The sequence below is a fragment of the Streptomyces sp. NPDC048590 genome (assembly GCF_043199535.1).
Lineage (GTDB): Bacteria > Actinomycetota > Actinomycetes > Streptomycetales > Streptomycetaceae > Streptomyces.
The window spans coordinates 181,446-207,648 of record NZ_JBICWC010000013.1 but is presented as its reverse complement, the minus strand read 5'-3'; the positions used below and the strand labels follow the sequence as shown (position 1 = coordinate 207,648).

Sequence of the window (26,203 nt, the reverse complement as noted above, 5' to 3'; positions counted from 1 at the left end):
GCCGTGTCCAGGCTGGTGAACTCCCTCAAAGGCGTGTCCTCGCGCAGGCTCCGCCAAGAGTTCCCCGACCTCGTGCGCCACTACTGGCGGGCCCAGCGCCTGTGGTCCGGCTCGTACTTCGCCGGGTCCGTCGGCGGTGCGCCGCTCAGCATCGTGAAGCAGTACATCGAGCAGCAGAACCGGCCGCACTGACCCGGGCTGAGGTGAACAGCGCGGATCCGTGCACACAGCCGAGGTCAGAGCAGCTCTCAGATTCGCTTCATCACCGGGCTGAAGCCCGGTGCACTGCGAATAGATCCGGTAGCGGGTGATCGCGGTCGGGCCGGACGCCGTCCCGACCGCGATGTGCGGACGCCGGGCCGGATCGGCCCAGCCGAGGATCCGCGCCATGGCGGCCGCCGGCACCGAGACGCAGCCGGCGGTCGCTCCCCTGCCGTCGACATGCAGGAAGATCCCGGCGCCCCTGCCGCGCACCGGGCGGTGGTAATTGAAGCCGATGACGAGTGCGCGGGCGTACTGGGTGGGGTAGTCCGCCAGGTGCTCGGCCTCGTCCGCACGGCAGTCGCCCGGCCTGGGCTCCACCCAGCGGTTGTACGCACGGGAGTCGTTGTCCTGGCACCACCACGAGTCGGCGCCGATCCGCCGGTACGGGTACCGGGTCCCGGCAGGCGTGGCGGCCGTACCGAAGGCGTACGGCACGTCGAACAGTCCGGTGGGCGTCGTGTTCGTGCCCTGGGCGCGGGTGGCGCCGTCGGCCAGGCCGCCCGCACCGAAACGGGCGGGCGCAGACCCCACGGCCACCCAGCCGCCGGCCCGCCGGTCCCACCAGGTGACGGTCCCGGTGGTGGAGGTGGTGGCGGGAGCCTCGGCGGTGATCAGCTGGGTCCCGCCGCCGGTGTCGGCCAGCCGTCCGGGGAGCGGGCGCGGCCCCGGCGGCACCGCGGCGAGCGAGCCGGCCGTCGCCAGCAGGACCGAAACCGTCACCAGGAGTCTGCGCATGCCCCGGACCGTACGGGGCGCGGGGAAGCGGCCCCACCGCGCCTGCTCCGTACGGCCCAGCGCCTCACCCGGCGGAGGGGGAGGGCATCGCGGGCAGGGGCAGCGGGACACCCGGCAGCCCGTCGATGCTGGTGGCGATGTCGGGCTTCTTCTCGAAGTAGGCGCTCAGGCTCTCGTCGTCCTCACGCCGGAAGCGGTCGGCGTGCAGGGAGCGGTCCTCGTCGTACGACATGAACGGCACCGCGTAACCGCAGGTGTCCCGCACCAGTTCGGCGGTCACCACGATGATCGCGCGGAGCCCGTGGGGGGTCGGGTCCACCCCGGGGAAGTGGTCCAGCAGACCGGGGAAGCGCGGGTCGTCACGGAAGACCGGCTCGCCGCGGCCGTGGACGCGGACGATGTTCGGCGGGCCCTGGAAGGCGCACCACATCAGGGTGATGCGCCCGTTCTCCCGGAGGTGGGCGACCGTCTCGGCGTTGCTGCCGGCGAAGTCGAGGTAGGCCACGGTCAGTTCGTCGATCACCGCGAACGAACCCCGCACGCCCTTGGGCGAGAGGTTGATCGTGCCGTCGTCACCCAGGGGCGCCGTCGCGGTGAAGAAGAGCGGCTGCTCCTCGATGAACGTCCGGAGCCGGCCCTCGATGCGTTCATGTGTTTTTCCCATGAGGGCATTCTGCTGCGGATCTTCCACGGCGAGCCGGTGATTTCACACTCCGGGCAGCCCGCGGACGCGGGCACGGTCCTGGGCGTCCAGGAGCCGCCGCGCCGCCGTACGCGCGGCGCGTGGCCGGTCCGGCCCGAGCCGCGCGAGCAGCCGGGTCCGGTCGAGCCCGGCGGCGTACGGGAGCAGAGCCCGCGCCGCGCCCCGCACCACCGCGGGTACCGGGTCGTCGAGCAGCGGCTCCACCGCCACGGCCCGCACGGCGTCCAGGGCGCGCAGCCCGGTCAGGGCGTGGGCGCGCACGGACGGGTGGTGGTGCGCCATCAGGGTCTCGACGACGCCCGCGTCGTCCCGCGTACCGCACTCGCCCAGCCCGGCCGCCGCCGCGGGGTGTTCCGACGGCTCCGCGCACATCGACCGGTACAGGGGGAGCGGATCGGTGCCGCCCTGCCGCAGGACGTACCGGGCGCATGCCCTTACGAGGCCCGACCGGTCGGCCAGGTACGCGGCCGCCTCGCCGTGGCGCCCCGTGCGGCGCAGTCCGGTCACCCCGGTGGCCCGGACCTGCGGTGACCTCGCCGACAGCAAGGGCCTGACCACGGAGTCGAAGCCCTCCCCGTCCGGGGTCAGGGCGAGCGCCGCCTCCGCGCAGATGACCTGGAGCCGAACGTCGTCCTGGGCGCCGGCGGCGGTCGCGGCCAGCTCGGCCGCGCTCAGCAGCCGGCGGTCGACGGCGACGCGGTGCGCGAACCTGCGTACGGCCCTGTCACCGCTCTCCAGCAGTGGCCTGACATCGTCCGCCGGGCACTCGCGCAGCGCGCCCTCAAGCGCCGCGAGTGCGAAGCCGCCCCGGTCACGCCCGGCCAGGGCCAGGACGAGCGGTGCCAGCGGGGCGAGTTGCGCAGCGGTGGTGCCGGCGAGCAGTTCCCGGGCCCGGTCGCGGACCGGTGGCGCCCAGTCGGTGCTGCGCACCAACAGCAGGGGAAGCAGGCCGGGGACGCCGGCCGCCCGCTTCAGCGCGGCCTCGCGCACCCTGCCGTTCGGGTGGCACAGGGCGAGCGCGATCAAGGGCTCCTGCGCGGCGGACGGCGGACCCTCCGGGAGTGCGCGGAGGCTGTGGCGCGTGGGGAGGGGACTCGCGGGACCGGCGCCGCGCGCGCGTATCCCCGAGTCGAGTTCGGTCCAGGCAGCCGGGACGGACGTGTCCAGCGCCTCGTGGAGCGGGACGCCGCGCGCGAGGCGGTCGGCGGGTTCCTCTTCGATGTACATCCGTCCCCCGGGCGGCTCGTGTGCGGTCCGCCGAATCGTACGGGCGGACGTACGGGCGTGGCCTGCCCTTTTCCGCCCGCCCCGGATTCCGCGGTTCCGGCGACGGCGGACCGACTGCTTTGACAAAGCATGCAGACCATTGCATAGTTATGCCATATGCGATGGCGCCGTGAGGCGACGCACACCCCTTGTACTCCCGAGGAGCACGCAGTGAGCAACGGCACCGGAAACAGCGACGTACGCCTCTGGGGTGGCCGGTTCGCCGACGGTCCGGCCGAGGCGCTGGCCAAGCTGTCCGCGTCCGTCCACTTCGACTGGCGGCTCGCCCCCTACGACATCGCCGGTTCCCGTGCCCACGCGCGCGTGCTCACCAAGGCCGGTCTGCTCACCGAGGACGAGCTGACCCGCATGATCGAGGGCCTGGACGCGCTCGAGGCCGCGGTCGCCGACGGCTCGTTCACCGGCACCATCGCCGACGAGGACGTCCACACGGCCCTGGAGCGCGGCCTCCTGGAGCGGCTCGGCCCCGACCTCGGCGGAAAGCTGCGGGCCGGCCGCTCCCGCAACGACCAGGTGGCCACCCTCTTCCGGATGTACCTGCGCGACCACGCCCGGATCATCGGCGGACTCATCGCCGAGCTCCAGGACGCGCTGGTGGGGCTCGCCGAGGCCCACCCGGACGTGGCCATGCCCGGTCGCACGCACCTCCAGCACGCGCAGCCCGTCCTCTTCGCCCACCACGTCCTGGCGCATGTGCAGCCCCTGTCCCGGGACGCGGAGCGGCTGCGGCAGTGGGACGCGCGGACCGCCGTGTCGCCCTACGGCTCCGGGGCGCTGGCCGGTTCCTCCCTGGGGCTCGACCCCGAGGCGGTCGCGGCGGACCTCGGCTTCGAGGGCGGCTCCGTCGCCAACTCCATCGACGGCACCGCCTCCCGCGACTTCGTCGCCGAGTTCGCCTTCATCACCGCGATGATCGGCGTCAACCTCTCCCGCATCGCCGAGGAGATCATCATCTGGAACACGAAGGAGTTCTCCTTCGTCACCCTCCACGACGCCTTCTCCACCGGCTCCTCGATCATGCCGCAGAAGAAGAACCCGGACATCGCCGAGCTGGCGCGCGGCAAGGCCGGCCGTCTCATCGGCAACCTGACGGGGCTGATGGCGACCCTTAAGGCCCTGCCGCTCGCGTACAACCGTGACCTCCAGGAGGACAAGGAGCCCGTCTTCGACGCCTGCGACCAGCTGGAGATCCTGCTCCCCGCCCTCACCGGCATGATGGCGACGCTCACCGTGAACCGGGAGCGCATGGAGGCGCTGGCCCCGGCAGGCTTCTCGCTCGCCACCGACATCGCCGAATGGCTGGTCAAGCAGGGCGTTCCCTTCCGGGTGGCGCACGAGGTCGCGGGCGAGTGCGTGAAGGTGTGCGAGCAGGAGGGCATCGAGCTCGACGAGCTGACGGACGAGCAGTTCGCGAAGATCTCCCCGCACCTCACCCCGCAGGTGCGCACGGTCCTCAACGTGCCCGGCGCGCTGGCCTCCCGCGACGGGCGCGGCGGGACCGCCCCCTCCGCCGTCGCCGTCCAGCTGGCCGAGGTGAAGGCCGACCTGGTGACGCAGCACGCCTGGGCGACCGCGCGGGGCTGATTCGCAGGCATCGCGGGCTACCTTGCCGGGAAGGCGTTCGGAACGACCGACCCAGAGGAGCCCGCGATGCCCTTCGCCCGCCTGAACCGAGCGACCACCCCGACCTCCCACATCGGGCTCGGCCTGGCCGCCGTCGGCAGGCCCGGCTACATCACCCCGCACCGTGACCGCGACCTCCCGGACGACCGGAGCGTGGACGCGCTGCGCGCCCGTACCCACGAACTCCTGGACGCGGCCTACGCCCAGGGCGTCCGATACGTCGACGCCGCCCGCTCCTACGGGCGCGCGGAGGAGTTCCTCGCCGAGTGGCTGACCGCCCGCCCCGAGGCCGCGGACGTGGTCGTCGGCAGCAAGTGGGGCTACACCTACACCGGCGACTGGCGCCCGGACGCCGAGACGCACGAGGTGAAGGACCACGGCCTCGCGGCCTTCGAGCGCCAGCACGCCGAGACGGCCGCGCTGCTGGGCGACCGCCTCGACCTCTACCAGGTCCACTCGCTGACGGCCGACAGCCCGGCCCTCGGCGACAAGGACCTGCACGCGCGCCTCGCCGAGCTCGCCGCGACGGGTACCACCGTCGGGTTCTCCGCGAGCGGGCCCGGACAGGCCGACGCCATCCGGGCGGCGCTGGCCGTGACCGTGGACGGCGAACCCCTGTTCCGTACCGTCCAGGCCACCTTCAACGCGCTGGAGACCTCCGCCGGGCAGGCGCTCGCCGAGGCCCACGAGGCCGGGGTCACCGTGATCGTCAAGGAGGCCATGGCCAACGGCCGCCTCGCCGGAACGGAGGCCCCCGCCGTCCTCAGGGAGATCGGCGACGAGGCCGGGCTGGACGCGGACGCGGTCGCTCTGGCACTCGTGCTCCACCAGCCGTGGGCCGGTGTCGTCCTGTCCGGCGCGGCCACCGCCACCCAGCTCGCGGCCAACCTCCACGCCCCGCTGCTCGACCTGGACCCGGACCGGCTCGACCGGCTGGCCGCGCTGGTGGAGGAGCCGGAGGCCTACTGGCGCCACCGCGCCTCGCTGCCCTGGAGCTGAACCCGCACCGGGACCGGGCGGCCGCCCACCTCCGCACGGCCGTCCGGCTCACGCCCAGGCGGCGAGCACCTCGAAGTCCTCGCCCGCCAGCCCCACCCCGGGATCGATCCGCCGCAGCAGGGCCTGACCGGGGTGGTGCGCCTCGACCCAGGTCCGGTCGTACCCGGAGATCTCGTCGTCGACCCAGGCGAAGGGCCTCCCGTCCGCGTAGTCGACGACAGGGCGGGTCTTCCAGTGCACGCCGTCCGCGCCGGCCGAAGCGGGCGGCGCGGGCCAGTCGATGTACGGCAGCGTGGGCAGCCCGATGCGGGGGCCGACCCACCTGTTCGCCTCGTCCTTCCAGGTGGTCGCCCAGACGAGTTCGTACCGGTCCGTGAGCGCCCGGAGCCCGTCACCGTGTGCCGGGCTGAGCAGCACGGGCAGCGCGGGGCCGTCCTGCCATCCCGTCGGCCGCATCCGGTGGAGTTCGTACCCCTCCGGGAGGGGGCGGTGGGCCAGAGCCGCGTAGGGGTTCAGCGGACCGTCGATGTCGATCAGCAGCAGCGGCTTCATGGCCCCATGGTGCCCGCTCGCCCGGCTGCCACCGGCAGATTCACCGGTACGGCGGTGAGGATCACGGGCATGGGACGATGATGTCTCATGTGGGCTACTCTCGTCTCATGCCTCTTGATCGTGACCAGGTGCTGCGCAGTGCCGCGGCGCTGCTGACCCGTAAGTCCTCGGCGACCATGGACGAGGTGGCCCGCGCGGCGGGCATCGGACGCGCCACCCTGCACCGGCACTTCGCGGGGCGGGACGCCCTGGTCGGCGCGCTCGAGGAGCTCGGGATCCGGGAGTTCGAAGCCGCGCTCGACTCCGCCTCGCTCGACGAGGGGCCCGCCGAGGAAGCCCTCAGGCGGCTCGTCGCGGCGGTGGAACCGAGTGCGGGACTCCTGTCCTTCCTGGTCTCCGAGAGTCAGCTCTTCGAGGGCGACGGGATCAACCCCGGCTGGGACCGGCTGGACGCGCGCGTCGCCGCCTTCTTCCGCCGCGGGCAGGAGAACGGCGAATTCCGGATCGACCTCTCCCCGGCGTGGCTGACCGAGGCGCTGTACGGCCTGATCGGCAGTTGCGCGTGGGCCGTCCAGGCGGGACGGGTCGCCGCCCAGGACTTCTCCTACATGATCGTCGAGTTGCTGCTGGGCGGAGCACGCCGGAGCGTGGAGGAATGAGCAGCACCTCTCGACAGGCGGGCGTCACGGGCGACCCGCACCATTCGGGCCGATGGATCGCCCTCGCCGTCCTCGTCCTCGCCGTGCTGCTGGTCGCCGTCGACGCGACGGTGCTCGGACTCGCGACGCCGTTCCTCAGCGAGGACCTGGAACCGACGGGTACACAGCTCCTCTGGATCGGCGACGTCTACTCCTTCGTGATCGCCGGACTCCTCGTCTCCATGGGCAGTCTCGGCGACCGCATCGGCCGGAAGAAGCTGCTGCTGACGGGTGCCACCGCCTTCGGGGCGGTGTCGGTGCTCAACGCCTATGCGTCGAGCCCCGAGATGATGATCGTGGCCCGTGCGCTGCTCGGCGTCGCGGGCGCCACCCTGATGCCCTCCACGCTCGCCCTGATCCGCAACCTCTTCCACGATCCGCGGGAACGCAGCCTCGCCGTGGGCATCTGGGGCGCCATGGCCTCGGCGGGCGCCGCGGTCGGACCGGTCGTGGGAGGGCTCCTGCTGGAGCACTTCTGGTGGGGATCGGTCTTCCTGATCAACCTGCCCGTCATGGCGGTCCTGGTCGTCGTGGGCATCAAGATCATCCCCGAGTCCAAGAACCCGTCCCCCGGCCCCTGGGACCTGCCCAGCGTGGGGCTGTCCCTGGTCGGCATGGTCGCGGTGGTCTACGCGATCAAGGAGGCCGCCGCACACGGGCTGAGCTGGATGAACGTCGTCGTCGCCGTCGTGGGGTTCCTGGCGCTGCTCTGGTTCGTGCGCCGTCAGCTGAAGCTGCCCTCCCCCCTCCTGGACATGCGGCTCTTCCACCACCGGGGGTTCTCCGGCGCCGTCCTCGCGGACCTGCTGACGATCCTCGGCCTGTCCGGGATCGTCTTCTTCCTCTCGCAGTTCCTGCAACTGGTCCAGGGCCGCGGACCGCTCGAAGCCGGTCTCGCCGAACTCCCCGCCGCGGTCGGCGCGGTGACGGCGGGGCTCCTGGCCGGCCGGGTCGCACGCCACTGGTCGGTACGCTCCGTGGTCGCGGGCGGCCTGGGGGCCATCGGCGTGTGCCTCGCCGTGGTCACGGTGATCCACAAGGAGACCGGCTACCCCCTGATCGGGGTGCTCCTGCTGGTGGTGGGCGTCGGAGCGGGCTTCGCCTTCACCGTCACCTCCGACGTGATCCTCTCCAGCGTCCCGAAGGAGCAGGCGGGTTCCGCTTCCGCCGTCTCCGAGACGGCGTACGAGCTGGGTGCCGCGCTCGGCATCGCCCTGCTCGGTTCCATCGTCACGGGCATCTACCAGGGCTTCGGCACGCCCGCCGGCATCCCGGCCTCCGCCGTCGAGAAGGCCCACGAGTCGCTCGGGGGTGCCGTGGAGACGGCCGAACACCTGCCCGCGCAGCAGGGGAGCGAGCTCGTCCTCGCCGCGCAGGAGGCCTTCGTCAACGGGCTGAGGGTGTCGGCGGCGGTCGGCGCGGTGGTCCTGCTCGCCACGGCGACCGCGGCGTGGTTCCTCCTGCGCGGGCAGAAACTGGAGGAGGGAATCATCCCCGACGAATGAGCCCCGCGGTCCCGTCCCGGGAACACGCGGGGCTCGGCGGACACGACCCGGGCCGGCCGGGGCGGAGTCCGAAGCGGATCAGGCCGCCTTGGCCTTGGTCGCGTACATGTCCACGTACTCCTGGCCGGACAGCCGCATCACCTCGGCCATCACCGAGTCCGTCACCGCCCGCAGCACGTAGCGGTCGCGGTCCATGCCCTCGTAGCGCGAGAACTCCATGGGCTCACCGAAACGCACCGTCACCTTGCCCGGGCGGGGCAGCCCGGCGCCGCCGGGCTGGAGCTTGTCGGTGCCGATCATCGCGAACGGCACGACCGGCGCGCCGGTCATCAGGGTCAGCCGGGCGATACCGGTACGGCCCCGGTAGAGGCGGCCGTCGGGGGAGCGGGTGCCTTCGGGGTAGATGGCGAAGGCGTTGCCCTCCTCCAGCACCCGGCGGCCCGTCATGAGCGCCGCGACACCACCGCGCCCGCCGTCCCGGTCCACCGGGATCATGCCGCAGCCGGTGAAGAACCACGCCATCAGCCGGCCCTTGAGGCCCTTGCCGGTGACGTACTCGTCCTTGCCGATGTAGAACACCGGCCGGTCGCAGCAGATCGGCATGATCATCGAGTCGATGAAGGTCAGATGGTTGCCCGCGAGGATCACCGGACCGGTCCCCGGGATGTTCTCCACGCCCTCCACCTGGGGCCGGAAGAGCAGACGCAGGATCGGTCCGAGCACTGCCTTGATGACCGTGAGTCGGGACAACGCATCCTCCGGTGTCGTGGCCGGGTGGCCGGTACGGGTGTTCGCGAGGGTATGTGCAGGTGAGGACGATACTCGCGGGTACCGCCTCGCCGCACATCGGGTTCACCCGGTGGATACGCAGTGTTGACGTGTGTTTCCGCCATGTTCGTCCACCCGCCGCCCCCCGGACGGCGTAGCTGCTTACGCTCAGGCCTCGCTCGAAGGTGCCGGACATCACATGCGAGGAGCATCCATGACAGAGCGCACGCAGGACGGGCCTGGCCGGCGGAGACTGCTGGGAGCCGCGGTCCTCGGTACGGCCGCCCTCGGTGTCACCGGAACGGCGCACGCCGCCGGGCGTGGCGCCGCGGACCGCGGGGAGAGGGGCCGCGGCTCCTACCGCGACCTGCCCGTGCCCACCGTCATCGGCCACCGCGGTGCCAGTGGTTACCGGCCCGAGCACACGCTGGGCTCGTACCAGTTGGCGCTCGACATGGGCGCGCACATCGTCGAGCAGGACCTCGTCCCGACGAAGGACGGCCATCTGGTCTGCCGCCACGAGAACGACATCACCGGTACCACCGATGTCGCGGACCACCCCGAGTTCGCCGGCCGCAGGACCACCAAGAAGGTCGACGGTGTGTCGATCACGGGCTGGTTCACCGAGGACTTCACGCTCGCCGAGCTGAAGACCCTCCGGGCGAAGGAGCGCATCCCCGCCGACCGCCAGGAGATCACCCTGTACGACGGCCGCTGGCAGATCCCCACCTTCGAGGAGGTCCTGCGCTGGGCCGACTCGGAGGGCCGCCGGCGCGGCCGGCCCGTGTGGCTGTACGTCGAGACCAAGCACCCCTCCTACTTCCGCGGCCTGGGGCTCGGCCTGGAGGAGCCCCTCGCCAGGCTGCTGCGCAGGTACGGCCGGCACCGGGCCGACTCCCCGCTGATCCTCCAGTCCTTCGAGCCGGGCTCGGTGCGGCGGCTCGCGAAGCTGGTCGCCACTCCGCGGGTGGTCCTGCTGTCCGGCCCGAAGGAACGGCCCTGGGACTTCGTGGAGTCCGGGGACCCCCGTACGGTCGCCGACCTGGTGACGCCCGCCGGACTGAAGTGGATGGCCTCCTTCGCCCAGGGCATCGGGCCCACGCTGGACCTGGTCATCCCCAAGGACGGCGCGGGCCGGCTGACCACCCCCACCACCCTGGTCGCGGACGCGCACGAGCTCGGCCTGGTCCTGCACCCCTACACCCTGCGCAACGAGAACAGCTTCCTGCCCGCGGACTTCAGGCGCGGCACCGATCCCCACGCGTACGGCGACGTGTTCGGCGCCGCCCGCGCGTACTTCGAGGCGGGCATCGACGGAATCTTCTCGGACAACCCGGACACCGCCCTGCTCGCCGCGGCGGACTTCGCCCGGGACTGAGCGGTACACGGTCAGGGCCTGTCCGGCGGATCTTGTCGCGGGCGCGGGGTCTGGTGCGCCGACCTGCGGCGTTGTCGTCGGTTGCCAACGCTCCTTCCTCCAGCTCTCAACTCCGTTCGAGCAGGGGAGACCCCATCTGCGCCCTCCTCCGCCTTGCATCTAGGCGCACCAGACCCCGCTCACCAGCACAGAAGCGCGCGGGCCACCCCACCGCGACCTGATCCACCGGACAGGTCCTAGGCGCGTCAGCCTCCGGCCTCCCGTGCCCCGGTCGGGTGGAGCTCCCCGCGTGCGGCAACCGCCCGCGCGCGGGGAGCGTTGACGGGGCATGGTTCTTCTTGATCATGATTCCGCCGCTCCGGCCGAGAAGCCCGTCCCCGCTCCGGGATCCACCGGGGCGCCGCTGCCGGCTCCCGGGCCCGCCCGCGCCCCGAAGGAGGCGGAGGGCGAGGTGGGTCAGGCGCTCGTCGAGGCGCTGGAGGCACTGGTGCGCGCGGAGGCGGGCGCCGAGGCCCAGGCGGCCGGCGCCGAGGCCGCCGATCTCGAACAGGGGGTCTGGCTGCGTCTGCTGGAGCGCCGGACAGGCCCGGCGGCCGTGCTCGCCGATCCCGTCCGCTGGGTACGCGCCGCGGTCAGGGCGGAGGCGCGGGCGGCCCGCCGCAGAAGCCTCCGTGAACGCGGATACGCCGAGGAGGGGCCACCGGGCGACTGGGGCGGCTGCCCCGAACGCCTCGCGGTGGGCGCGGCCGAACACAGGGCGCTGCGCGCGGCGGTGCGCAGGCTCCCCGGCAGGTGTCCTCGTTTACTCGAGGCGATGATGGCTCCCCACGATCCGACGTACCGGGAGATCGCAGGGGAGTTGGGTATGTCACAGGGCAGTTTGGGTCCTATGCGCTCCCGATGCCTGGGATGTCTGCGCAGAATGCTCGCGGCCGAGGTTGCGGCTCCTGAACGGTGGGGAATGGAGCGGTAGACAACCGGTGGACAGGTGAGCGGGAGGCATGCACACATGGGCATGAGTGTGACCATCTCGGCGGCGGAAGCGCGGGACGTCGAGCAGATCTTCAGGCTCCAGTACCTCTGCTTCCAGAGCGAGGCGGAGCTCTACGGCAACTACCGGATCGAACCCCTGGTCCAGAGTCTCGACTCGGTCCGCGGTGAAGTCGCCGCGGACCTGGTGTTCGTGGCCAGGCTCGGTGACGAAGTGGTCGGCTCCGTACGCGGATCCAGCGATACCGACGGCACGGGGCGGATCGGCAAGCTCTGCGTCCACCCGAGGCTCCGCAACCACGGACTCGGCAGCCGCCTCCTGCGGGCCGCCGAATCCGGTCTGGCGGACGGACGTTCGGCCACCCGCTTCCGTCTGCACACGGGGGAGCGGAGCGAGGGCAACCTCCGGCTCTACCGGAAGGCGGGCTACACCCTGGTGGGTAGCACCACCGGGGGCGACGGCGTCAGGCTCGTCCTGCTGGAGAAGGACGCCGAAGCCCCGGCCTTCGCGACCAGCGCCTGAACGGCCCCCGCACGCCTGGTCCCTGGCTCGCCCCGCACCTGATCCGCCGGACAGGCCCTAGGCCTGGCGGGCGCGGCGCAGCCAGATCATCCCGGTGACCGGAAGGATCACCGGGATGAACAGGTAGCCCATCCCGAAGCCCGACCACACGGTGCTGTCCGGGAAGGCGGAAGGTTCCACCAGGGTCCAGGTGCCGACGATCAGCACACCCGCAAGCTCGGCGGCGCAGCACATCAGCGCCGCCCTGCGCGCCTTCTCGCCTCCCCGCACCAGCGAGTACGTGATGAAGCCGTATACGACCGCGGCGACCGCCGACAGGGTGTAGGCCAGAGGTGCCTTCCCGAAGTCGAGGATCATCTCGACGATCGAGCGGGACGCCGCGGCCACGGTGAACACCCCGTAGAACCAGACGAGTACCCGTCCCGGGCCGCTGCCGAGCTCGAACTGCTGCCTCTGCTCCGGGGCGGAAGAGGTGGGCGCGTCCGCGCGGCCGGTGTCGCTCATGGTCAGTTTCCCCAGATGTCGTAGAGCCGCACTTCGAGGACGGCGAGCACGACCGCACCGGCCGCCACCGTCACCGAACCCCAGCGGGTCCGCTCCGACAGCGACAGGAGACCTGCCGCCGGTACGGTCGCGAACGCGCCGATCAGATACGCGATGAAGATCGTCATGCCCTGGTCGGGCCGCTCGCCCCGGGCCAGCTGCACGACGCCCACGAGCAACTGCGCCAGTGCCAGGACGGAGACCACGGCCATGCCGATGAAGTGCCAGTCCTTGGTGGGCTGGTCGCGGTAGGCGGCGAATCCGCACCAGGCGGCGAGGGCGAGCGCGGTCACGGCGACCGCGACCGTCAGGGCGTCGAGCATGAGGTCGAGGGTATTACGGCCCGAAGGCCGCCCGGCGTGCGGCCCCGCCGCCGCGGGCCCGACGGGGCGCGGACGCGGCGATCGTGGCCTTTGCCACAGGGGTCGGAGGGCATGATCGCCGGGCTCTCCGTACGGCGTCGAGCCACAGATCTTCGTTTTCGCAGGTCAGGGCGGTGTGCGCAGAGGGAAGAGAGAGGGAGGCGCCGCGTCCAGGGGTGTCCGCTATACGGACACGGCGGATCGGTGGCTTGTTACGTCTGTTTTACTTGGGCCATGACCACGACGAGCTACCGCACCCCTGCGACCGAGGCGATCCCGACGCCCGGTGCTCGTTGTATGTGTCGAATGCGCGCCTTCTGAGGGCCCCCGCCTGAGCCTCGCGCCCCGAAGCGAGACCGAGCCCGAGCCGTCCGCACCCAGCGGACCGAGCCGGCCCGGGCATGCCCCGCACCCGGCGGCTGCCGGGGCCGGACCATGCCGAGACTCCCACCGGTCGACCACTGAGAACAGTCTCACCAGACGAATGCCCCGTGCCCGGCGGACACCGCGCCGCGCACTCGACAGTGACGGAAACCCTGTGATCACCACTTCGGGCCTCACGAAGGTCTACCAGTCACGCGACCGTGAGGTCACCGCCCTGGACGGGGTGGACCTGCACGTCCGCGAAGGCGAGGTCTACGGCGTCATCGGACAGAGCGGCGCCGGAAAGTCCTCCCTGATCCGCTGCGTCAACCTCCTCGAACGCCCCACCTCCGGCACCGTGACGGTCGCCGGGCAGGACCTGACCGCCCTCGCCGGCCGCGGCCGCCGCGCCGGCAAGGAGCTCCGCCAGGCACGCAGCCGCATCGGCATGGTCTTCCAGCACTTCAACCTGCTGGACTCGCGGACCGTGCGCGACAACGTCGAGCTCCCCCTGGAGATCCTCGGCCTCTCCGGCCAGGCACGTACCGCCAAGGCGCTCGAACTGCTCGACCTCGTCGGCCTCGCCGACAAGGCGAAGTCCTACCCCGGCCAGCTGTCCGGCGGGCAGAAGCAGCGCGTCGGTATCGCCCGCGCCCTCGCGGGCGACCCGAAGGTCCTCCTCTCCGACGAGGCGACCTCCGCTCTCGACCCGGAGACCACCCGCTCGATCCTCCAGCTGCTGCGCGACCTCAACCAGGAGCTCGGCCTCACCGTGCTGCTCATCACGCACGAGATGGACGTCGTCAAGACGATCTGCGACTCGGCCGCACTGATGAGGAAGGGCCGCATCGTCGAATCGGGGACGGTCAGCTCCCTGCTCGCCACCCCCGGTTCCGAGCTCGCCGACGAGCTGTTCCCCGTCGGCGGCACCGCCTCCGGCCCGGGCTCCACCGTCGTGGACGTCACCTTCCACGGTGAGGCCGCGGCCCAGCCCGTCATCTCGCAGCTCTCCCGCACGTACAACATCGACATCTCGATCCTCGGCGCCGCCATGGACACCGTGGGCGGCAAGCAGATCGGCAGGATGCGCATCGAGCTTCCCGGCCGCTTCGAGGAGAACGTCGTGCCCATCGGCTTCCTGCGCGAACAGGGACTCCAGGCCGAGATCGTCTCCGGCGGACCCGCCGACGCCACGGACACCCCCGCCCCCACCGCACCGCTCACCAAGGAGGTGGCGAAGTGACCTGGTCCGAGATGCAGCCACTGCTCACCCAGGGAACCATCGACACCCTCTACATGGTGCTCTGGTCCACGCTCGTCACCGTCGCCGGCGGTCTGCCCCTCGGCATCCTGCTCGTGCTCACCGACAAGGGCGGGCTGCTGCAGAACACCCTGGTGAACAAGGTCGTCGGCGCGATCGTGAACATCGGCCGCTCGCTGCCGTTCATCATCCTGCTGATCGCCCTGATCCCGTTCACCACCTGGGTGGTCGGCACCTTCATCGGGCCGTCCGCGATGATCGTGCCGCTGGCGGTCGGGGCCATCCCCTTCTTCGCGCGGCTCGTCGAGACCGCGGTGCGCGAGGTCGACCACGGACTCGTCGAAGCCGTCCAGTCGATGGGCGGATCCATCCCGACGATCATCCGCAAGGTCCTGCTCCCGCAGGCGTTGCCCTCGCTCGTCTCCGCCGTGACCACCACCGTGATCGTCCTCATCGGATACTCCGCGATGGCCGGCGCGGTCGGCGGCGAAGGGCTCGGCTCCAAGGCGGTCACCTACGGATTCCAGCGCTTCGACGACCAGTTCATGCTGATCACCGTCGTGCTGCTCGTCGTCATCGTGACCGTCGTCCAGCTCATCGGCGACGGCGCCGTGCGCCTGCTGGCCCGTCGCGGCCGCACCGCCTCCTGAGACTTCCCTCCCCATGAAGCCCGAACTCCTTGTCCGGGCGCACCACCATCACCACCGGAAAGAGGCACTCTTCGTGCGTAAGAACATCAAGATCACCGCTGCTGTCGCCGTCACCGCCGCCTTCGCCCTGGGCCTCAGCGCCTGCGGCACGGACTCCGACCCGGCCGCCAAGGGCGAGACCGGCGCCGGCGCGGACACCTCCAAGCCGCTTGTCGTCGGCGCGTCCCCGACGCCGCACGCCGACATCCTGAACTTCGTCAAGAAGAACCTGGCGGAGAAGGCGGGCCTCAAGCTGGAGGTCAAGGAGTTCACGGACTACGTCCTGCCGAACACCGCCACCGAGAGCGGCCAGATCGACGCCAACTACTTCCAGCACAAGCCCTACCTGGACGACTTCAACAAGAAGAACGGCACCCACCTCGTCCCGGTCGTCGACGTCCACCTCGAGCCCCTCGGCCTCTTCTCCAATAAGGTCAAGGACCTCAAGGACATCAAGCCCGGCCAGACCGTCGCCGTGCCCAACGACACCACCAACGAGGGCCGCGCGCTCCAGCTGCTCGCCGCCAACGGCCTGATCACCGTCAAGGACGGCGTGGGCACCAACGCCAAGCTCAGCGACATCACGGACAAGAAGGGCCTGGAGTTCAAGGAGCTGGAGGCCGCCACCGTGCCCCGCGCCCTGGACGACGTCGACGCCGCCGTCATCAACGGCAACTACGCCATCGAGGCGGGTCTCCAGCCGGGCAAGGACTCCCTCGCCCTGGAGAAGGCCGAGGGCAACCCGTACGCCAACGTCCTGGTCGTCAAGAAGGGCAACGAGGCCGACCCCCGGGTCCAGAAGCTCGAGAAGCTCCTCAACAGCGACGAGGTGAAGAAGTTCATCGAGGACACCTACAAGGGCTCGATCATCCCCGCGTTCGGACAGCCCGCCAAGTCCTGACCCGGGCTCACCACTTGACGCGGAGCCCCGCGCGACCCGCCAGGGCCGCGCGGGGCTCCGTCGTACCCACCCGGCGATGCGGGCACCCGGCGCGATGCTGCATGCTGGAACCTTTACACGGTCTTCGGCATGGAGCTGCGCATGACTGCAACCTTCCCGTCCATCTCCATCAGCACGGACAGGTTGGTGCTGCGCCCCTTCGACATGGCCGACGTCCCGGCGTACATCGAGATGATGAACGACGAACTGGTCACCGCGTGGACCGAGGCGCCGCATCCCTACACCCAGGTCGACGCGGAACGCTGGGTCCGCCGGATCGCGCCCGCCGAGCGCACGCAGGGCGGCGGCATCGTCTTCGCCGTCACGGAGTTCCTCACCCAGCGCCTCGTCGGATCCGTACGCCTCCTGAACACCGACCGGCGCACCCTGGCCACCGAGGTCCGCTACATCACCGCCCCCTGGGCGCGCGGTGAGGGATACGCCACCGAGGCGGTGCTCGCCGTGGCCGAGTGGCTCTTCCGCGACCAGGGCTTCGAACGCATCGAGCTGCGCACCCCTGCCGGGAACACCGCGTCCCAGCAGGTCGCCCAGAAGCTGGGCTGCATCAGCGAGGGAGTGCTGCGCAACGCCCGCATAGCCAGGACGGCGACCGAGGACGGAGGCTGGACCGACATCAGGACCGACCTCATCGTCTGGGGCCTCCTGCCGGAGGACCTGGAAGGTGTCGCCGAGCAGCTGGCGGAGGCGGGCGGATACGGCGCCTACAACGACTGGAACTGACCTCCGCGCGGACACCGGGAGCCCCTGGCGGGGCGTGGGCGCGGATTGGATACGCTCACCCTTGCTCCGCACACCTCGCGGAGATCCCCGCCTGCCGAACCCCCAGGAGACTGACGACGATGGCCGACCGCGTCACGGTGATCGGCTGGGACGGTTCACCACTGACCAGCGCGGCCACGGCGGCACTCTCCGCCGCCACGCTCGTCGCCGGCGCCGCCCACCACCTCGAACTCCCCGAGGTCCCCGGGCGCGCGGAACGCATCCGCCTCGGAAGCGTCGACCTGGCCGCCCGCAGGATCGCCGGGCACCGCGGGAGCGCCGTGGTCCTCGCCGACGGCGACCCGGGCTTCTTCGGGGTGGTGCGCACACTGCGCAAGCCCGAACACGGGCTCGAGGTCGAGGTCGTGCCCGCAGTGTCATCCGTGGCCACCGCCTTCGCCCGGGCCGGAATGCCGTGGGACGACGCACAGATCGTCGTGGCCCACCCCCGCACCCTGCGGCGCGCCGTCAACGTCATCCGCGCGCACCACAAGGTCGCGGTGCTCACGTCCCCCGGCGCCGGCCCGGCCGAACTCGCCCTGCTGCTCGAGAACGTGCACCGCACCTTCGTGATCTGCGAGGAACTCGGCACCGTACGGGAGCGGGTCACCGTCCTCACCTCCGACAAGACGGCCGATCACACCTGGCGCGACCCCAACGTCGTCATCGTCGTCGGCAGCGGCCCCGAGGCCGCCGCGGGCGGCGCCTGGATCGCCGGCCGGCGCCCCGCCCACCCCGAGGGCGTACGCGGATGGGCTCTGCCCGCCGCCTCCTACGGCGGCTCGGGGGAGAACGGCGAGGGGGAGTCCCCGGGCCTGCGCGCCGCCCAGCTCGCGCGGCTCGGCCCGCGCACGGGCGACCTGGTCTGGGACATCGGCTCCGCGAGCGGCGCCCTCGCCGTGGAGGCGGCCCGCTTCGGCGCGGCGGTCATAGCCGTGGACAAGGACCCCGCCGCCTGCGCCCGGACGGCCGAGGCCGCCCGTACCTTCCAGGTCGGTGTCCAGGTCGTCCGGGGCGTCGCCCCGCACGTGCTGGAGAGCCTGCCCGAGCCCGACGTCGTACGCATCGGCGGCGGTGGCGCCCGCGTGGCCACCGCGGTGGCCGACCGGCGGCCGGAACGCATCGTCACCCACGCCTCGAACCGGGACGAGGCGGAGGCGCTGGGCGCCGCCCTCGCCGGGAACGGGTACACCGTGGAGTGCGCCCTGCTCCAGTCCGTCGAGATGGACACGTCCGACTGGGCGGAGCGTGAACGCTCCGTGGTCTTCCTGCTGTCCGCGGTGCGTACCGACCTCGCCCCCTGAGCGGCCTGCCGAGAGGCGCGAGGTAGGCTGACCGATTGTTGTACCGCGCCCGGACGTTCGACATTTCGTTCGTCAATGTCCGGAAAAGCGGACCGTTTTGGTCCGTGATGTGGTACGGCGTGACCGGGGGACGCGCAACGTGGCGCAGTCCACAGCGAGCCGAGGCAGAACTGTCTGTCGCGGCGGCGAACGACCGCGAGAATGTATACCTCCGCGCGCGTTTCGTGCCGCGCGGGGAGCCCGCTCGTTCTTGTTGACGAGCACCGGCGTGCCGTGGTTCGGGCATCCCGGGCGAAGGGCGAAGGAGCACTGACGATGGGCGAGGGGTACGCATGACTGACACCGGCCAGATCCCGGGCGAGGGACTGCCGGAGAACGCAGGCATGGTGGAGCAGCCGGGCATCCCCGCCCAGGACGCCTACACCTACCTCGAACCCTCCGAGCACACCGCAGAGGACGACGACCTCCTGCTGATGCCCGCGGCCCAGGGCGCGTGGAGCGACGCTCCGGCCGCCTCGCCCGAGCAGTACCCGGGGCAGGAGCCGACCGCGAACGGCACGTACGGCGCAGGGGTGGCAGAGGTCAACGGCGTACGCATCCCGGCGCACACGCCGGTCCAGGTGCCCGCCGCCGCCGCGGCGCCCGCCCGCCGCCCGCTGCACCGCGGTCCCGCATCCACGGAGGCGCCGTCCTACGGCGGCCCGCAGACGGGTGGTGTGGTCCGCTCGCTCGCGGACCGGGGCCCCGCCGGACCGCAGCACTCCGTGCCGGTCAGGCACGCCGGGCCGCCGACGACCGGCCCCGAGTACTTCGACTTCCCCGTGGACGAGGCGCCGCTGCCCGGCCCGCAGTTGGGCGAGATCCCGCCGCAGGCGGCGACCGCCTGGGCGCCCCAGGAGCCCGTGGCGCAGCCGGAAGCCGAACCGGCTCGCGTGCCTGAGGCGACCTCCGCCGCCGCGGAGCCCGCTCCCGCCGTCGAACACTTCGTACCCGAACCGCATGCTGTCCCCGAGGAGTCCGTCGCACCGGCGGAGGCGGCGGCGGCGGTGGCCCCGGACACCGCACCGGCGGAGGCGGCGGCGGTGGCCCCGGACACGAACGCGGTTCCCGAAGCCGCTGTCGAGCCGGTGGCCGAGCCCGCCGAAGAGCTCCCCGCACAGGCCCCGTCCGAGCCCCACGTCTTCGAAACGCCTGCGGCGCCCGCGGAGCCCGCCGCTCCGGTGCAGCCGCCGGCCATGGGCGAGCCCGAGGTGAGCCCCGAGGCCGACCCGTACCCCGCCGAGCCTTCGGTGGCCGTGTCCGCGCCCGACCCGGTCGTCGCGCCCGAGTCCCCGGCCGCCTTCACGCCGGCACCGCAGCCCGCGGAGCCGGTGCGGCAGGCCGTCCCGGAGGAGCAGGCGGGCCCCGGACACGTGGCCCACTCCGACCAGGTGCCCGCTGACCAGGCGCCCGTTCCGGCACAGGCTGCCGTTCCGGCGGAGACGGCCCTTCCCGAGCAGACGGCCCTTCCCGAGCCGCAGGCCGCCGCCGAGGCGGCGCCGGTCGAGCCCGCGGTCGCCGAGTTCGCGCCGGTCGAGCCCGCGGTCGCCGAGTTCTCGGGGCCGCTCGTCGCCGAGCAGCCCGAGGCGCCGGCCGAAACCCCGGCCCCGGTGGAGCCCGAGACCGTGGAGCCCGAGACCGTCGAGCCCGTGCCGGCCCCCCAGGCAGTCGTCCCGTCGCAGGCCGGTCCCGAGGCACCCGGCGCCCTTCACGGCCTCGCCGGGCAGGTGCCCGAGCACGGCCCCCGTACGCTCCCCGGTTCGACGCCCGAGCACGGTCCCCGGACCTTCGCCGATCGGACGCCGGAGCACGGCACGGGTCCCGAGATCATCGAGACCCCGGACGCCGGCCTCCCGGCGGACGCACCCCTGGAGGAGCAGGCCCCGGAGGCCGAGGCGGTCCAGGAGGCCGTGGAGCCCCAGGAGCCGGTCGAGTCGCCGGACGCCGCGGGGACGCACGCTCCGGACTCCGGCGCCCCCGGTGAGCCCGAACCCGTGGACGTACCCGGCGCGGCCGAGACGCCGGACGGCGGCCCGGCGGTCGTCCCCGCCGCGGCCACGGACCCGGCGTCGGCTCCCGCCCCCGGCTACGACGACGCGGAGCGCGAAGCGGTCCTGCGCGTGATGCGCGAGCGCCGGGACATCCGCAACGGCTTCCGCAGCGACCCGATCCCGCACGAGGTGCTCCTGCGGGTCCTGGAGGCGGCCCACACCGCGCCCAGCGTCGGCCACTCCCAGCCCTGGGACTTCGTCGTCATCCGGTCCGCCGAGACCCGCCGCTCGATGCACGAACTGGCCCAGCGCCAGCGGGACGCGTACGCGAAGTCGCTCCCCAAGGCCCGCGCCAAGCAGTTCAAGGAACTGAAGATCGAGGCGATCCTCGACACCCCGGTGAACATCGTCGTCACCGCCGACCCCACCCGCGGCGGCCGCCACACCCTCGGCCGGCACACCCAGCCGCAGATGGCCCCGTACTCCTCGGCCCTCGCCGTGGAGAACCTGTGGCTCGCCGCCCGCGCGGAGGGCCTCGGGGTCGGCTGGGTCAGCTTCTTCGACGAGCGTGAGATGGTCCGCGCGCTCGGTCTGCCCGACCACCTCGAGGTCGTCGCCTACCTCTGCGTCGGATACGTCGACGAGTTCCCCGACGAGCCCGAGCTGATGCAGGCCGGCTGGTCCAAGCGCCGCCCGCTGTCCTGGGTCGTCCACGAGGAGACGTACGGCCGCCGGGCGCTGCCCGGCGAGGAGCCGCACGACCTGCTCCAGGAGACCATCGCCGGTATCCGTCCCCTCGACGCCAAGGCGCTCGGCGAGGCGTGGGAGCGCCAGAAGAGGATGACCAAGCCCGCCGGCGCGCTCGGCATGCTGGAGATCATCTCCGCGCAGCTCTCCGGGCTCTCCCGGCTGTGCCCGCCGCCCGTACCGGAACCGGCGGCAGTCGCGATCTTCGCCGGTGACCACGGGGTCCACGCCCAGGGCGTCACCGCGTGGCCGCAGGAGGTCACCGGCCAGATGGTGGCCAACTTCCTCGGCGGCGGCGCTGTCTGCAACGCCTTCGCAGCCCAGGTCGGCGCCGAGGTCTGCGTCGTCGACGTCGGTGTCGCTGCCGAACTCCCCGCGACACCCGGCCTCCTGCCCAGGAAGGTCCGCCCCGGGACCGCCGACTTCACCACCGGTCCCGCCCTCACCCGCGAAGAGGTCCTCGCCGCGATCGAGGTGGGCATCGAGACGGCCCGCGACCTGGTGGCGGCCGGCAACAAGGGCCTGCTCACCGGCGAGATGGGCATCGCCAACACCACCGCGTCCGCCGCCCTGATCTGCGTCTACACCGGTATGGACCCGGCGGAGGTCACCGGCCGCGGGACTGGGATCAACGACGAGATGCACGCCCGCAAGGTCGACGTCGTCCGCCGCGCCCTGGAACTGCACCAGCCCGACCCGAACGACCCGATCGGCGTGCTGGCCGCGGTCGGCGGCCTGGAGCACGCCGCGATGGCCGGATTCCTGCTGGGCGGAGCCTCCCTGCGTACCCCGGTGATCCTGGACGGTGTGAGCGCCGGGGCCGCAGCCCTGGTCGCCCGGGCGATCGCTCCCGAGGCGCTCGCCGCGTGCATCGCCGGCCACCGCAGCGCGGAGCCGGGCCATGTGGCGGCCCTCAACAAGCTGGGCCTGCGGCCCCTGGTCGACCTCGACCTGCGGCTCGGAGAGGGCACGGGCGCGCTGCTCGCGCTCCCCATCGTCCAGAGCGCCGCCCGCGCCATGCACGACGTCGCCACGTTCGACTCGGCGGGCGTCACGGAGAAGTAGCCCCCGCCCCTCCGCGCCCGGACGAGCACCTGCCCGTCCGGGCGCGGTCCGGGCTCCAGGGCCCGCCGGTGCGCCGCCCGCGTATCGTGGTCGCACGCGTCACCGCCTCACCCAGCTCACCTCACCGCCGCTCCACCGCCGCAGCGGCCCGCAGCACACCGCACCCGTACGAGGAGCACGCACGACCATGGCCGAGTACGACGATCACCCCGCCTACCCCGTCGGACTGCGCCTGCACGGGCGCCGCGTCGTCGTCGTCGGCGGCGGCCAGGTCGCGCAGCGGCGGCTGCCCGCCCTGATCGCCGCGGGTGCCGACATCACGCTGGTCTCCCCGTCCGCGACCGCGTCGGTCGAGGCGATGGCCGACTCGGGCGAGATCCGCTGGGAGCGCCGCCGGTACCAGGACGGGGACCTCGCCGACACCTGGTACGCCCTGGTGGCGTCCTCGGACCCCGCGGCCAACGACGCCGCGTCGGCCGAGGCGGAACGGACCCGCACCTGGTGCGTCCGCAGCGACGACGCGGAGGCCGCCACCGCGTGGACACCCGCCACGGGCCGCAGCGAGGGCATCACGGTCGCCGTGCTCACCACCACCTCCCAGGGCCGCGACCCCCGGCACTCCGCCGCCGTCCGCGACGCCATCGTCGAAGGGCTCCGCGACGGCACCCTCGCCGCCCCGCACCACCGCACCCGCGCTCCCGGCGTCGCCCTCGTCGGGGGCGGACCCGGCGACCCCGACCTGATCACCGTCCGCGGCCGCAGGCTGCTCGCCGAGGCCGACGTCGTCATCGCCGACCGCCTCGGCCCGCGCGACCTGCTCGACGAGCTCCCGCCCCACGTCGAGGTCATAGACGCCGCGAAGATCCCGTACGGCCGCTTCATGGCCCAGGAGGCGATCAACCAGGCGCTGATCGACCACGTGAAGGCCGGCAAGTCCGTGGTCCGCCTCAAGGGCGGCGACCCCTTCGTCTTCGGCCGCGGCATGGAAGAGGCCCAGGCGCTGGCCGCAGAGGGGATCGCCTGCACCGTCGTGCCCGGGATCTCCAGCTCCATCTCGGTGCCCGGGGCAGCCGGGATCCCCGTGACCCACCGGGGTGTCGCCCACGAATTCACCGTGGTCAGCGGCCATGTCGGCCCCGACGACCCGCGCTCCCTGGTCGACTGGGCGGCCCTCGCACAGCTGCGCGGCACCCTCGTCCTGCTGATGGCCGTGGACAAGATCGGTTCGATCGCCCAGGCACTCATCGCCCACGGGAAGTCCCCCGACACCCCGGTGGCCCTGGTCCAGGAGGGCACCACCGCCGCCCAGCGCAGGGTCGACGCGACCCTGGCCGACGTCGGGGAGCGGGTCGTCGCCGAAGAGGTACGGCCCCCCGCGGTCATCGTCATCGGCGACGTCGTCTCCGTCGGCCCGGACCCCGAAGGCCGGCTCGCCGGCTGAGCGGCCCTAGGCCGTGTCTTCGAAGTCCTGTCTGCCCGGCGGCGTCCGGCACGCACCCTCGCGGCGTTGTCGTCACTCGCCAATGCTCCGCAGTGGCTCCCTCCTCCGCCTTGCGATCGCACGCACCGGACGCCGCCGGCCCCGCCCTCCGGGCGGACGACACTACTTTGAAGACACTCCCTAGTCCCGCGCTCCTCCCACCCACCTGACAAGGCAAGTAGCACCCCGTGGCAGAACTCATCACCGTCGACGACCCGGACGATCCGCGCCTGAGCGACTACACCGGCCTGACCGACGTCGAACTCCGGCGACGGCGGGAGCCCGCGGAGGGGCTGTTCATCGCCGAGGGCGAGAAGGTGATCCGGCGCGCCGCGAACGCCGGTTACGCCATGCGGTCGATGCTGCTCACGCCCAAGTGGACCGACGTCATGCGCGACGTCATCGAGGAGGCCACGGCGCCCGTCCACGTGGTGACACCCGCACTCGCGGAGAAGGTGACCGGCTACCACGTCCACCGGGGAGCCCTCGCCTCCATGCAGCGCAAGCCGCTGCCCGACCCCGGCACGCTGCTCGACCCTGAGCGTGGGAGTGTCCGGCGGGTCGCCGTGTTCGAGGACATCGTCGACCACGCCAACCTCGGAGCCGCCTTCCGCAACGCCGCGGCGCTCGGTGTCGACGCCGTCCTGCTCACCCCGCGCTGCGCCGACCCGCTGTACCGTCGTGCGGTCAAGGTGTCGATGGGCTCCGTCTTCCACGTCCCGTGGACGCGTCTCACCTCGTGGCCCGACGACATCGGTCTCCTGAGCCGAGCAGGGTTCACGACGGCGGCCCTCTGCCTCAGCGACCGCTCGATCACCCTCGACGAGCTCGTCGCGCGACGGTACGAGAGGCTGGCCCTCGTCTTCGGGACGGAGGGGGACGGGCTCACCCCGGAGGCGCTCGGCGCCGCGGACGCCCATGTGCGCATCCCCATGGACGCCGGGGTGGACTCCCTCAACGTCGCGGCGGCCTCCGCCGTCGCCTTCTACGCGACCCGCGTCTGACCCGCCGGAGGAGCACGAGGCCCCCTCGGCGGCCGGGGCGCGCCCACCGGTACCGGCCGCCCGGCCGGGGCGGTACCGGGTCAGCCAGGCGCTCCGGCGGAGCCCGCCGGTGGGGTGAGGACCGCCGCCCCGTCGTAGGTGTGCGACGGGGCGTCCCCGAGGCCGCGTGCCGGTCCCTGGCAGCCCTGCGCCGCCGCGATCCCCAGCGCGACCAGGAGCGTCACCACGACGAAGACCACCAGCCGCTGACGCAGCAGCCGTGGATTGGCGGGACGCCGCTTCCCGCCCTTGCCCGTGGACGTCGTCCGCACCCCGGGCCGGGACGCCTGGCCGCCGTTCGTCCGCCTGGGTCCTGGCGGCTGCTGACCGGAGCGAGGCCCGCCGCGCGTGCCCCGCGGCTGTGAACCCCCGGTGCGAGGCGCGGCAGGCCGCGACGACGCGGGACGCCGGCCCTGCGTCCGCTGCGCCGGGGAGGGGCCGGCGGAGCGGCGGGTGGACTGTTCGGTGTACTGGCCCTCCAGCCGGCCCGTCGGCCGGTCCAGCTCCTGATCGGCGCGCTGTGCGGGCGGCCTGCGTTCCTGGAGCCCCTGAGCCTCACGGGCCGCGATCTCCTTGAGCCGCATGGAGAGCTGCAGCGTGCTCGGCCGCTCCTCCGGGTCCTTCGCCAGGCAGGCGCGGACCAGCGGGGCGAGCGCGTCGTGCACGTCGAACAGGTGCGGCTCCTCGTGGACGACCCGGTAGAGCATCACCTCGGAACTGCCGTGGCCGAAGGGAGAGTCGGCCATCGCGGCGTAGGCCAGGGTGGCACCCAGGGAGAACACGTCCGTCGCGGGCGTCACCGCCGCGCCCCGGACCTGCTCGGGCGCCAGGAAACCCGGCGAGCCCACGGCGGTCCCCACGTGGGTGAGCGTGCTGGCCCCGGTCGCCCAGGCGATGCCGAAGTCGATGATCCTGGGGCCCTTGGGGGAGAGGAGGATGTTGGACGGCTTCAGGTCCCGGTGCACCACGCCTGCCTCGTGCACCGCCACCAGACCCTCCGAGAGCGCCGCCCCGATCGAGGCGACCTCCACGGCCGACAGCGGCCCCTCCTCCATCACCTTGTCGTGCAGCGAGGGACCCGGCACGTACTGCGTCGCGAACCAGGGGCGATCGGCCTCCAGATCGGCGGCCACCAGCCGTGCCGTACAGCCGCCACGGATCCGCCGGGCGGCGGACACCTCGCGGGCGAAACGCGAGCGGAACTCCTGGTCCTCCGCCAGATCGGGGCGGATCACCTTGAGCGCCACCCGCTGGCCGCGCCGGTCGGAACCCAGATAGACGACGCCCATGCCCCCGGCACCCAGTCGCCGGTGCAGCCTGAACGATCCGACGACACGCGGGTCCTCGCGCCGGAGCCGCATCATCGCCATCGTCTGCCCATCCCCGCTGCCGGTCCGCCTGACGAGGCACAGCTTACGTATCCACGGCGCGGCGCGCTCAGAGGCCGCGCCCTCGCCCACCCATCGATTGTCAGTGCCCGATGGGAGAATTGAGGAGTGGTCAGGGAGCCGGAGATCCAGGCCCCGTGGCCCGTGCGATTTCTCAACGGACCGTCGCAGAAGGGGGATTGG

At 72.5% G+C, this 26,203-nt stretch carries 23 protein-coding genes and 1 pseudogene; 16 read left to right on the top strand and 8 right to left on the bottom strand.

The window, feature by feature from the left end; genetic code table 11:
- Window positions 1–192, top strand: a 192-nt coding sequence (gene tnpA, locus ACGFNN_RS31700; protein ID WP_393561104.1) for an IS200/IS605 family transposase, incomplete at its 5' end; no start/stop codon positions are given.
- Window positions 193–300: 108 nt separating this feature from the next.
- On the opposite strand, the pseudogene ACGFNN_RS31695 reads toward tnpA, so the two are convergent.
- The 3 genes and pseudogenes from ACGFNN_RS31695 to ACGFNN_RS31685 all read right to left on the bottom strand — a co-directional run.
- Window positions 301–999, bottom strand: a pseudogene (locus ACGFNN_RS31695) (L,D-transpeptidase); the annotation flags it as partial.
- A 64-nt stretch (window positions 1,000–1,063) separates the two neighbouring features.
- Window positions 1,064–1,663 (bottom strand): pyridoxamine 5'-phosphate oxidase family protein, encoded by a 600-nt coding sequence (locus tag ACGFNN_RS31690; protein WP_385022042.1) that lies wholly within the window; start codon window positions 1,661–1,663, stop codon window positions 1,064–1,066.
- A gap of 42 nt (window positions 1,664–1,705) precedes the next feature.
- Entirely contained in the window at window positions 1,706–2,929 is a 1,224-nt protein-coding gene (locus ACGFNN_RS31685; protein ID WP_393561093.1) for a hypothetical protein, read from the bottom strand.
- A gap of 210 nt (window positions 2,930–3,139) precedes the next feature.
- Here ACGFNN_RS31685 and argH point away from each other — a divergent pair, with 210 nt between their 5' ends.
- Both argH and ACGFNN_RS31675 read left to right on the top strand, forming a co-directional pair.
- Window positions 3,140–4,573, top strand: coding sequence for an argininosuccinate lyase (argH, locus tag ACGFNN_RS31680; protein ID WP_393561092.1), 1,434 nt, complete (start codon window positions 3,140–3,142; stop codon window positions 4,571–4,573).
- 66 nt (window positions 4,574–4,639) lie between these two features.
- The gene (locus ACGFNN_RS31675) at window positions 4,640–5,611 is read left to right on the top strand and encodes an aldo/keto reductase (RefSeq protein ID WP_393561090.1); all 972 of its coding nucleotides are present in this window, start codon (window positions 4,640–4,642) and stop codon (window positions 5,609–5,611) included.
- A gap of 48 nt (window positions 5,612–5,659) precedes the next feature.
- On the opposite strand, the gene ACGFNN_RS31670 is transcribed toward ACGFNN_RS31675, so the two are convergent.
- Complete coding sequence (locus ACGFNN_RS31670; protein ID WP_393561088.1) at window positions 5,660–6,163, bottom strand: hypothetical protein; 504 nt, start codon at window positions 6,161–6,163, stop codon at window positions 5,660–5,662.
- Between the two features lie 107 nt (window positions 6,164–6,270).
- Between ACGFNN_RS31670 and ACGFNN_RS31665 the strand changes: the two genes are divergently transcribed.
- Both ACGFNN_RS31665 and ACGFNN_RS31660 read left to right on the top strand, forming a co-directional pair.
- Entirely contained in the window at window positions 6,271–6,822 is a 552-nt protein-coding gene (locus tag ACGFNN_RS31665) for a TetR/AcrR family transcriptional regulator (protein ID WP_393561086.1), read from the top strand.
- Window positions 6,819–8,366 (top strand): MFS transporter, encoded by a 1,548-nt coding sequence (locus ACGFNN_RS31660; RefSeq protein WP_393561084.1) that lies wholly within the window; start codon window positions 6,819–6,821, stop codon window positions 8,364–8,366. Before ACGFNN_RS31665 ends, ACGFNN_RS31660 begins: the two co-directional genes overlap by 4 nt.
- A 78-nt stretch (window positions 8,367–8,444) precedes the next feature.
- Here the strand turns inward: ACGFNN_RS31660 and ACGFNN_RS31655 are convergent, their stop codons facing one another.
- Window positions 8,445–9,116, bottom strand: coding sequence for a 1-acyl-sn-glycerol-3-phosphate acyltransferase (locus ACGFNN_RS31655; protein ID WP_031097601.1), 672 nt, complete (start codon window positions 9,114–9,116; stop codon window positions 8,445–8,447).
- Window positions 9,117–9,348: 232 nt separating this feature from the next.
- Between ACGFNN_RS31655 and ACGFNN_RS31650 the strand changes: the two genes are divergently transcribed.
- From ACGFNN_RS31650 to ACGFNN_RS31640, 3 genes are all read left to right on the top strand, one after another.
- Window positions 9,349–10,512 carry a glycerophosphodiester phosphodiesterase gene (locus tag ACGFNN_RS31650; RefSeq protein WP_393561082.1) on the top strand — a complete coding sequence of 388 codons (1,164 nt, stop codon included), beginning with the start codon at window positions 9,349–9,351 and terminating at the stop codon, window positions 10,510–10,512.
- Window positions 10,513–10,840: 328 nt separating this feature from the next.
- Window positions 10,841–11,485 carry a sigma-70 family RNA polymerase sigma factor gene (locus ACGFNN_RS31645; protein ID WP_393561080.1) on the top strand — a complete coding sequence of 215 codons (645 nt, stop codon included), beginning with the start codon at window positions 10,841–10,843 and terminating at the stop codon, window positions 11,483–11,485.
- A 36-nt stretch (window positions 11,486–11,521) separates the two neighbouring features.
- The gene (locus tag ACGFNN_RS31640; RefSeq protein WP_393561078.1) at window positions 11,522–12,025 is read left to right on the top strand and encodes a GNAT family N-acetyltransferase; all 504 of its coding nucleotides are present in this window, start codon (window positions 11,522–11,524) and stop codon (window positions 12,023–12,025) included.
- Between the two features lie 57 nt (window positions 12,026–12,082).
- On the opposite strand, the gene ACGFNN_RS31635 is transcribed toward ACGFNN_RS31640, so the two are convergent.
- Both ACGFNN_RS31635 and ACGFNN_RS31630 read right to left on the bottom strand, forming a co-directional pair.
- Complete coding sequence (locus ACGFNN_RS31635; RefSeq protein ID WP_393561076.1) at window positions 12,083–12,529, bottom strand: hypothetical protein; 447 nt, start codon at window positions 12,527–12,529, stop codon at window positions 12,083–12,085.
- Between the two features lie 2 nt (window positions 12,530–12,531).
- Window positions 12,532–12,891 carry a hypothetical protein gene (locus tag ACGFNN_RS31630; RefSeq protein WP_393561074.1) on the bottom strand — a complete coding sequence of 120 codons (360 nt, stop codon included), beginning with the start codon at window positions 12,889–12,891 and terminating at the stop codon, window positions 12,532–12,534.
- 577 nt (window positions 12,892–13,468) lie between these two features.
- On the opposite strand from ACGFNN_RS31630, the gene ACGFNN_RS31625 reads away from it, so the two are divergent.
- The 8 genes from ACGFNN_RS31625 (at window position 13,469) to ACGFNN_RS31590 (ending at window position 24,593) form a co-directional block, all read left to right on the top strand.
- Window positions 13,469–14,536 (top strand): methionine ABC transporter ATP-binding protein, encoded by a 1,068-nt coding sequence (locus ACGFNN_RS31625; RefSeq protein ID WP_393561072.1) that lies wholly within the window; start codon window positions 13,469–13,471, stop codon window positions 14,534–14,536.
- Entirely contained in the window at window positions 14,533–15,204 is a 672-nt protein-coding gene (locus ACGFNN_RS31620; RefSeq protein WP_362554283.1) for a methionine ABC transporter permease, read from the top strand. Before ACGFNN_RS31625 ends, ACGFNN_RS31620 begins: the two co-directional genes overlap by 4 nt.
- A gap of 73 nt (window positions 15,205–15,277) precedes the next feature.
- Window positions 15,278–16,144: a MetQ/NlpA family ABC transporter substrate-binding protein gene (locus ACGFNN_RS31615; RefSeq protein WP_393561070.1), complete on the top strand. Its 867-nt coding sequence runs from the start codon at window positions 15,278–15,280 to the stop codon at window positions 16,142–16,144.
- A 141-nt stretch (window positions 16,145–16,285) separates the two neighbouring features.
- Entirely contained in the window at window positions 16,286–16,924 is a 639-nt protein-coding gene (locus ACGFNN_RS31610; protein WP_362554277.1) for a GNAT family N-acetyltransferase, read from the top strand.
- Window positions 16,925–17,043: 119 nt separating this feature from the next.
- Window positions 17,044–18,267, top strand: coding sequence for a precorrin-6y C5,15-methyltransferase (decarboxylating) subunit CbiE (gene cbiE / locus ACGFNN_RS31605; protein ID WP_393561067.1), 1,224 nt, complete (start codon window positions 17,044–17,046; stop codon window positions 18,265–18,267).
- Window positions 18,268–18,599: 332 nt separating this feature from the next.
- Window positions 18,600–22,109 carry a nicotinate-nucleotide--dimethylbenzimidazole phosphoribosyltransferase gene (cobT, locus tag ACGFNN_RS31600; RefSeq protein ID WP_393561065.1) on the top strand — a complete coding sequence of 1,170 codons (3,510 nt, stop codon included), beginning with the start codon at window positions 18,600–18,602 and terminating at the stop codon, window positions 22,107–22,109.
- Window positions 22,110–22,296: 187 nt separating this feature from the next.
- Window positions 22,297–23,550: a uroporphyrinogen-III C-methyltransferase gene (gene cobA / locus ACGFNN_RS31595; RefSeq protein WP_393561064.1), complete on the top strand. Its 1,254-nt coding sequence runs from the start codon at window positions 22,297–22,299 to the stop codon at window positions 23,548–23,550.
- A 227-nt stretch (window positions 23,551–23,777) separates the two neighbouring features.
- Complete coding sequence (locus ACGFNN_RS31590) at window positions 23,778–24,593, top strand: TrmH family RNA methyltransferase (protein ID WP_393561062.1); 816 nt, start codon at window positions 23,778–23,780, stop codon at window positions 24,591–24,593.
- A gap of 80 nt (window positions 24,594–24,673) precedes the next feature.
- On the opposite strand, the gene ACGFNN_RS31585 is transcribed toward ACGFNN_RS31590, so the two are convergent.
- A complete protein-coding gene (locus ACGFNN_RS31585) occupies window positions 24,674–26,002 on the bottom strand; it encodes a protein kinase (RefSeq protein ID WP_393561060.1) in 1,329 nt (442 codons plus the stop codon).
- Window positions 26,003–26,203: the final 201 nt, after the last annotated feature.

Bases quoted from the DNA above. Each gene is read 5' to 3' on its own strand.
- ACGFNN_RS31690 (WP_385022042.1), bottom strand. From the start codon at position 1,663: ATGGGAAAAACACATGAACGCATCGAGGGCCGGCTCCGGACGTTCATC.
- ACGFNN_RS31685 (WP_393561093.1), bottom strand. From the start codon at position 2,929: ATGTACATCGAAGAGGAACCCGCCGACCGCCTCGCGCGCGGCGTCCCG.
- ACGFNN_RS31675 (WP_393561090.1), top strand. From the start codon at position 4,640: ATGCCCTTCGCCCGCCTGAACCGAGCGACCACCCCGACCTCCCACATC.
- ACGFNN_RS31670 (WP_393561088.1), bottom strand. From the start codon at position 6,163: ATGAAGCCGCTGCTGCTGATCGACATCGACGGTCCGCTGAACCCCTAC.
- ACGFNN_RS31665 (WP_393561086.1), top strand. From the start codon at position 6,271: ATGCCTCTTGATCGTGACCAGGTGCTGCGCAGTGCCGCGGCGCTGCTG.
- ACGFNN_RS31660 (WP_393561084.1), top strand. From the start codon at position 6,819: ATGAGCAGCACCTCTCGACAGGCGGGCGTCACGGGCGACCCGCACCAT.
- ACGFNN_RS31650 (WP_393561082.1), top strand. From the start codon at position 9,349: ATGACAGAGCGCACGCAGGACGGGCCTGGCCGGCGGAGACTGCTGGGA.
- ACGFNN_RS31645 (WP_393561080.1), top strand. From the start codon at position 10,841: ATGGTTCTTCTTGATCATGATTCCGCCGCTCCGGCCGAGAAGCCCGTC.
- ACGFNN_RS31640 (WP_393561078.1), top strand. From the start codon at position 11,522: ATGGGCATGAGTGTGACCATCTCGGCGGCGGAAGCGCGGGACGTCGAG.
- ACGFNN_RS31635 (WP_393561076.1), bottom strand. From the start codon at position 12,529: ATGAGCGACACCGGCCGCGCGGACGCGCCCACCTCTTCCGCCCCGGAG.
- ACGFNN_RS31630 (WP_393561074.1), bottom strand. From the start codon at position 12,891: ATGCTCGACGCCCTGACGGTCGCGGTCGCCGTGACCGCGCTCGCCCTC.
- ACGFNN_RS31610 (WP_362554277.1), top strand. From the start codon at position 16,286: ATGACTGCAACCTTCCCGTCCATCTCCATCAGCACGGACAGGTTGGTG.
- cbiE (WP_393561067.1), top strand. From the start codon at position 17,044: ATGGCCGACCGCGTCACGGTGATCGGCTGGGACGGTTCACCACTGACC.
- cobT (WP_393561065.1), top strand. From the start codon at position 18,600: ATGACTGACACCGGCCAGATCCCGGGCGAGGGACTGCCGGAGAACGCA.
- cobA (WP_393561064.1), top strand. From the start codon at position 22,297: ATGGCCGAGTACGACGATCACCCCGCCTACCCCGTCGGACTGCGCCTG.
- ACGFNN_RS31585 (WP_393561060.1), bottom strand. From the start codon at position 26,002: ATGGCGATGATGCGGCTCCGGCGCGAGGACCCGCGTGTCGTCGGATCG.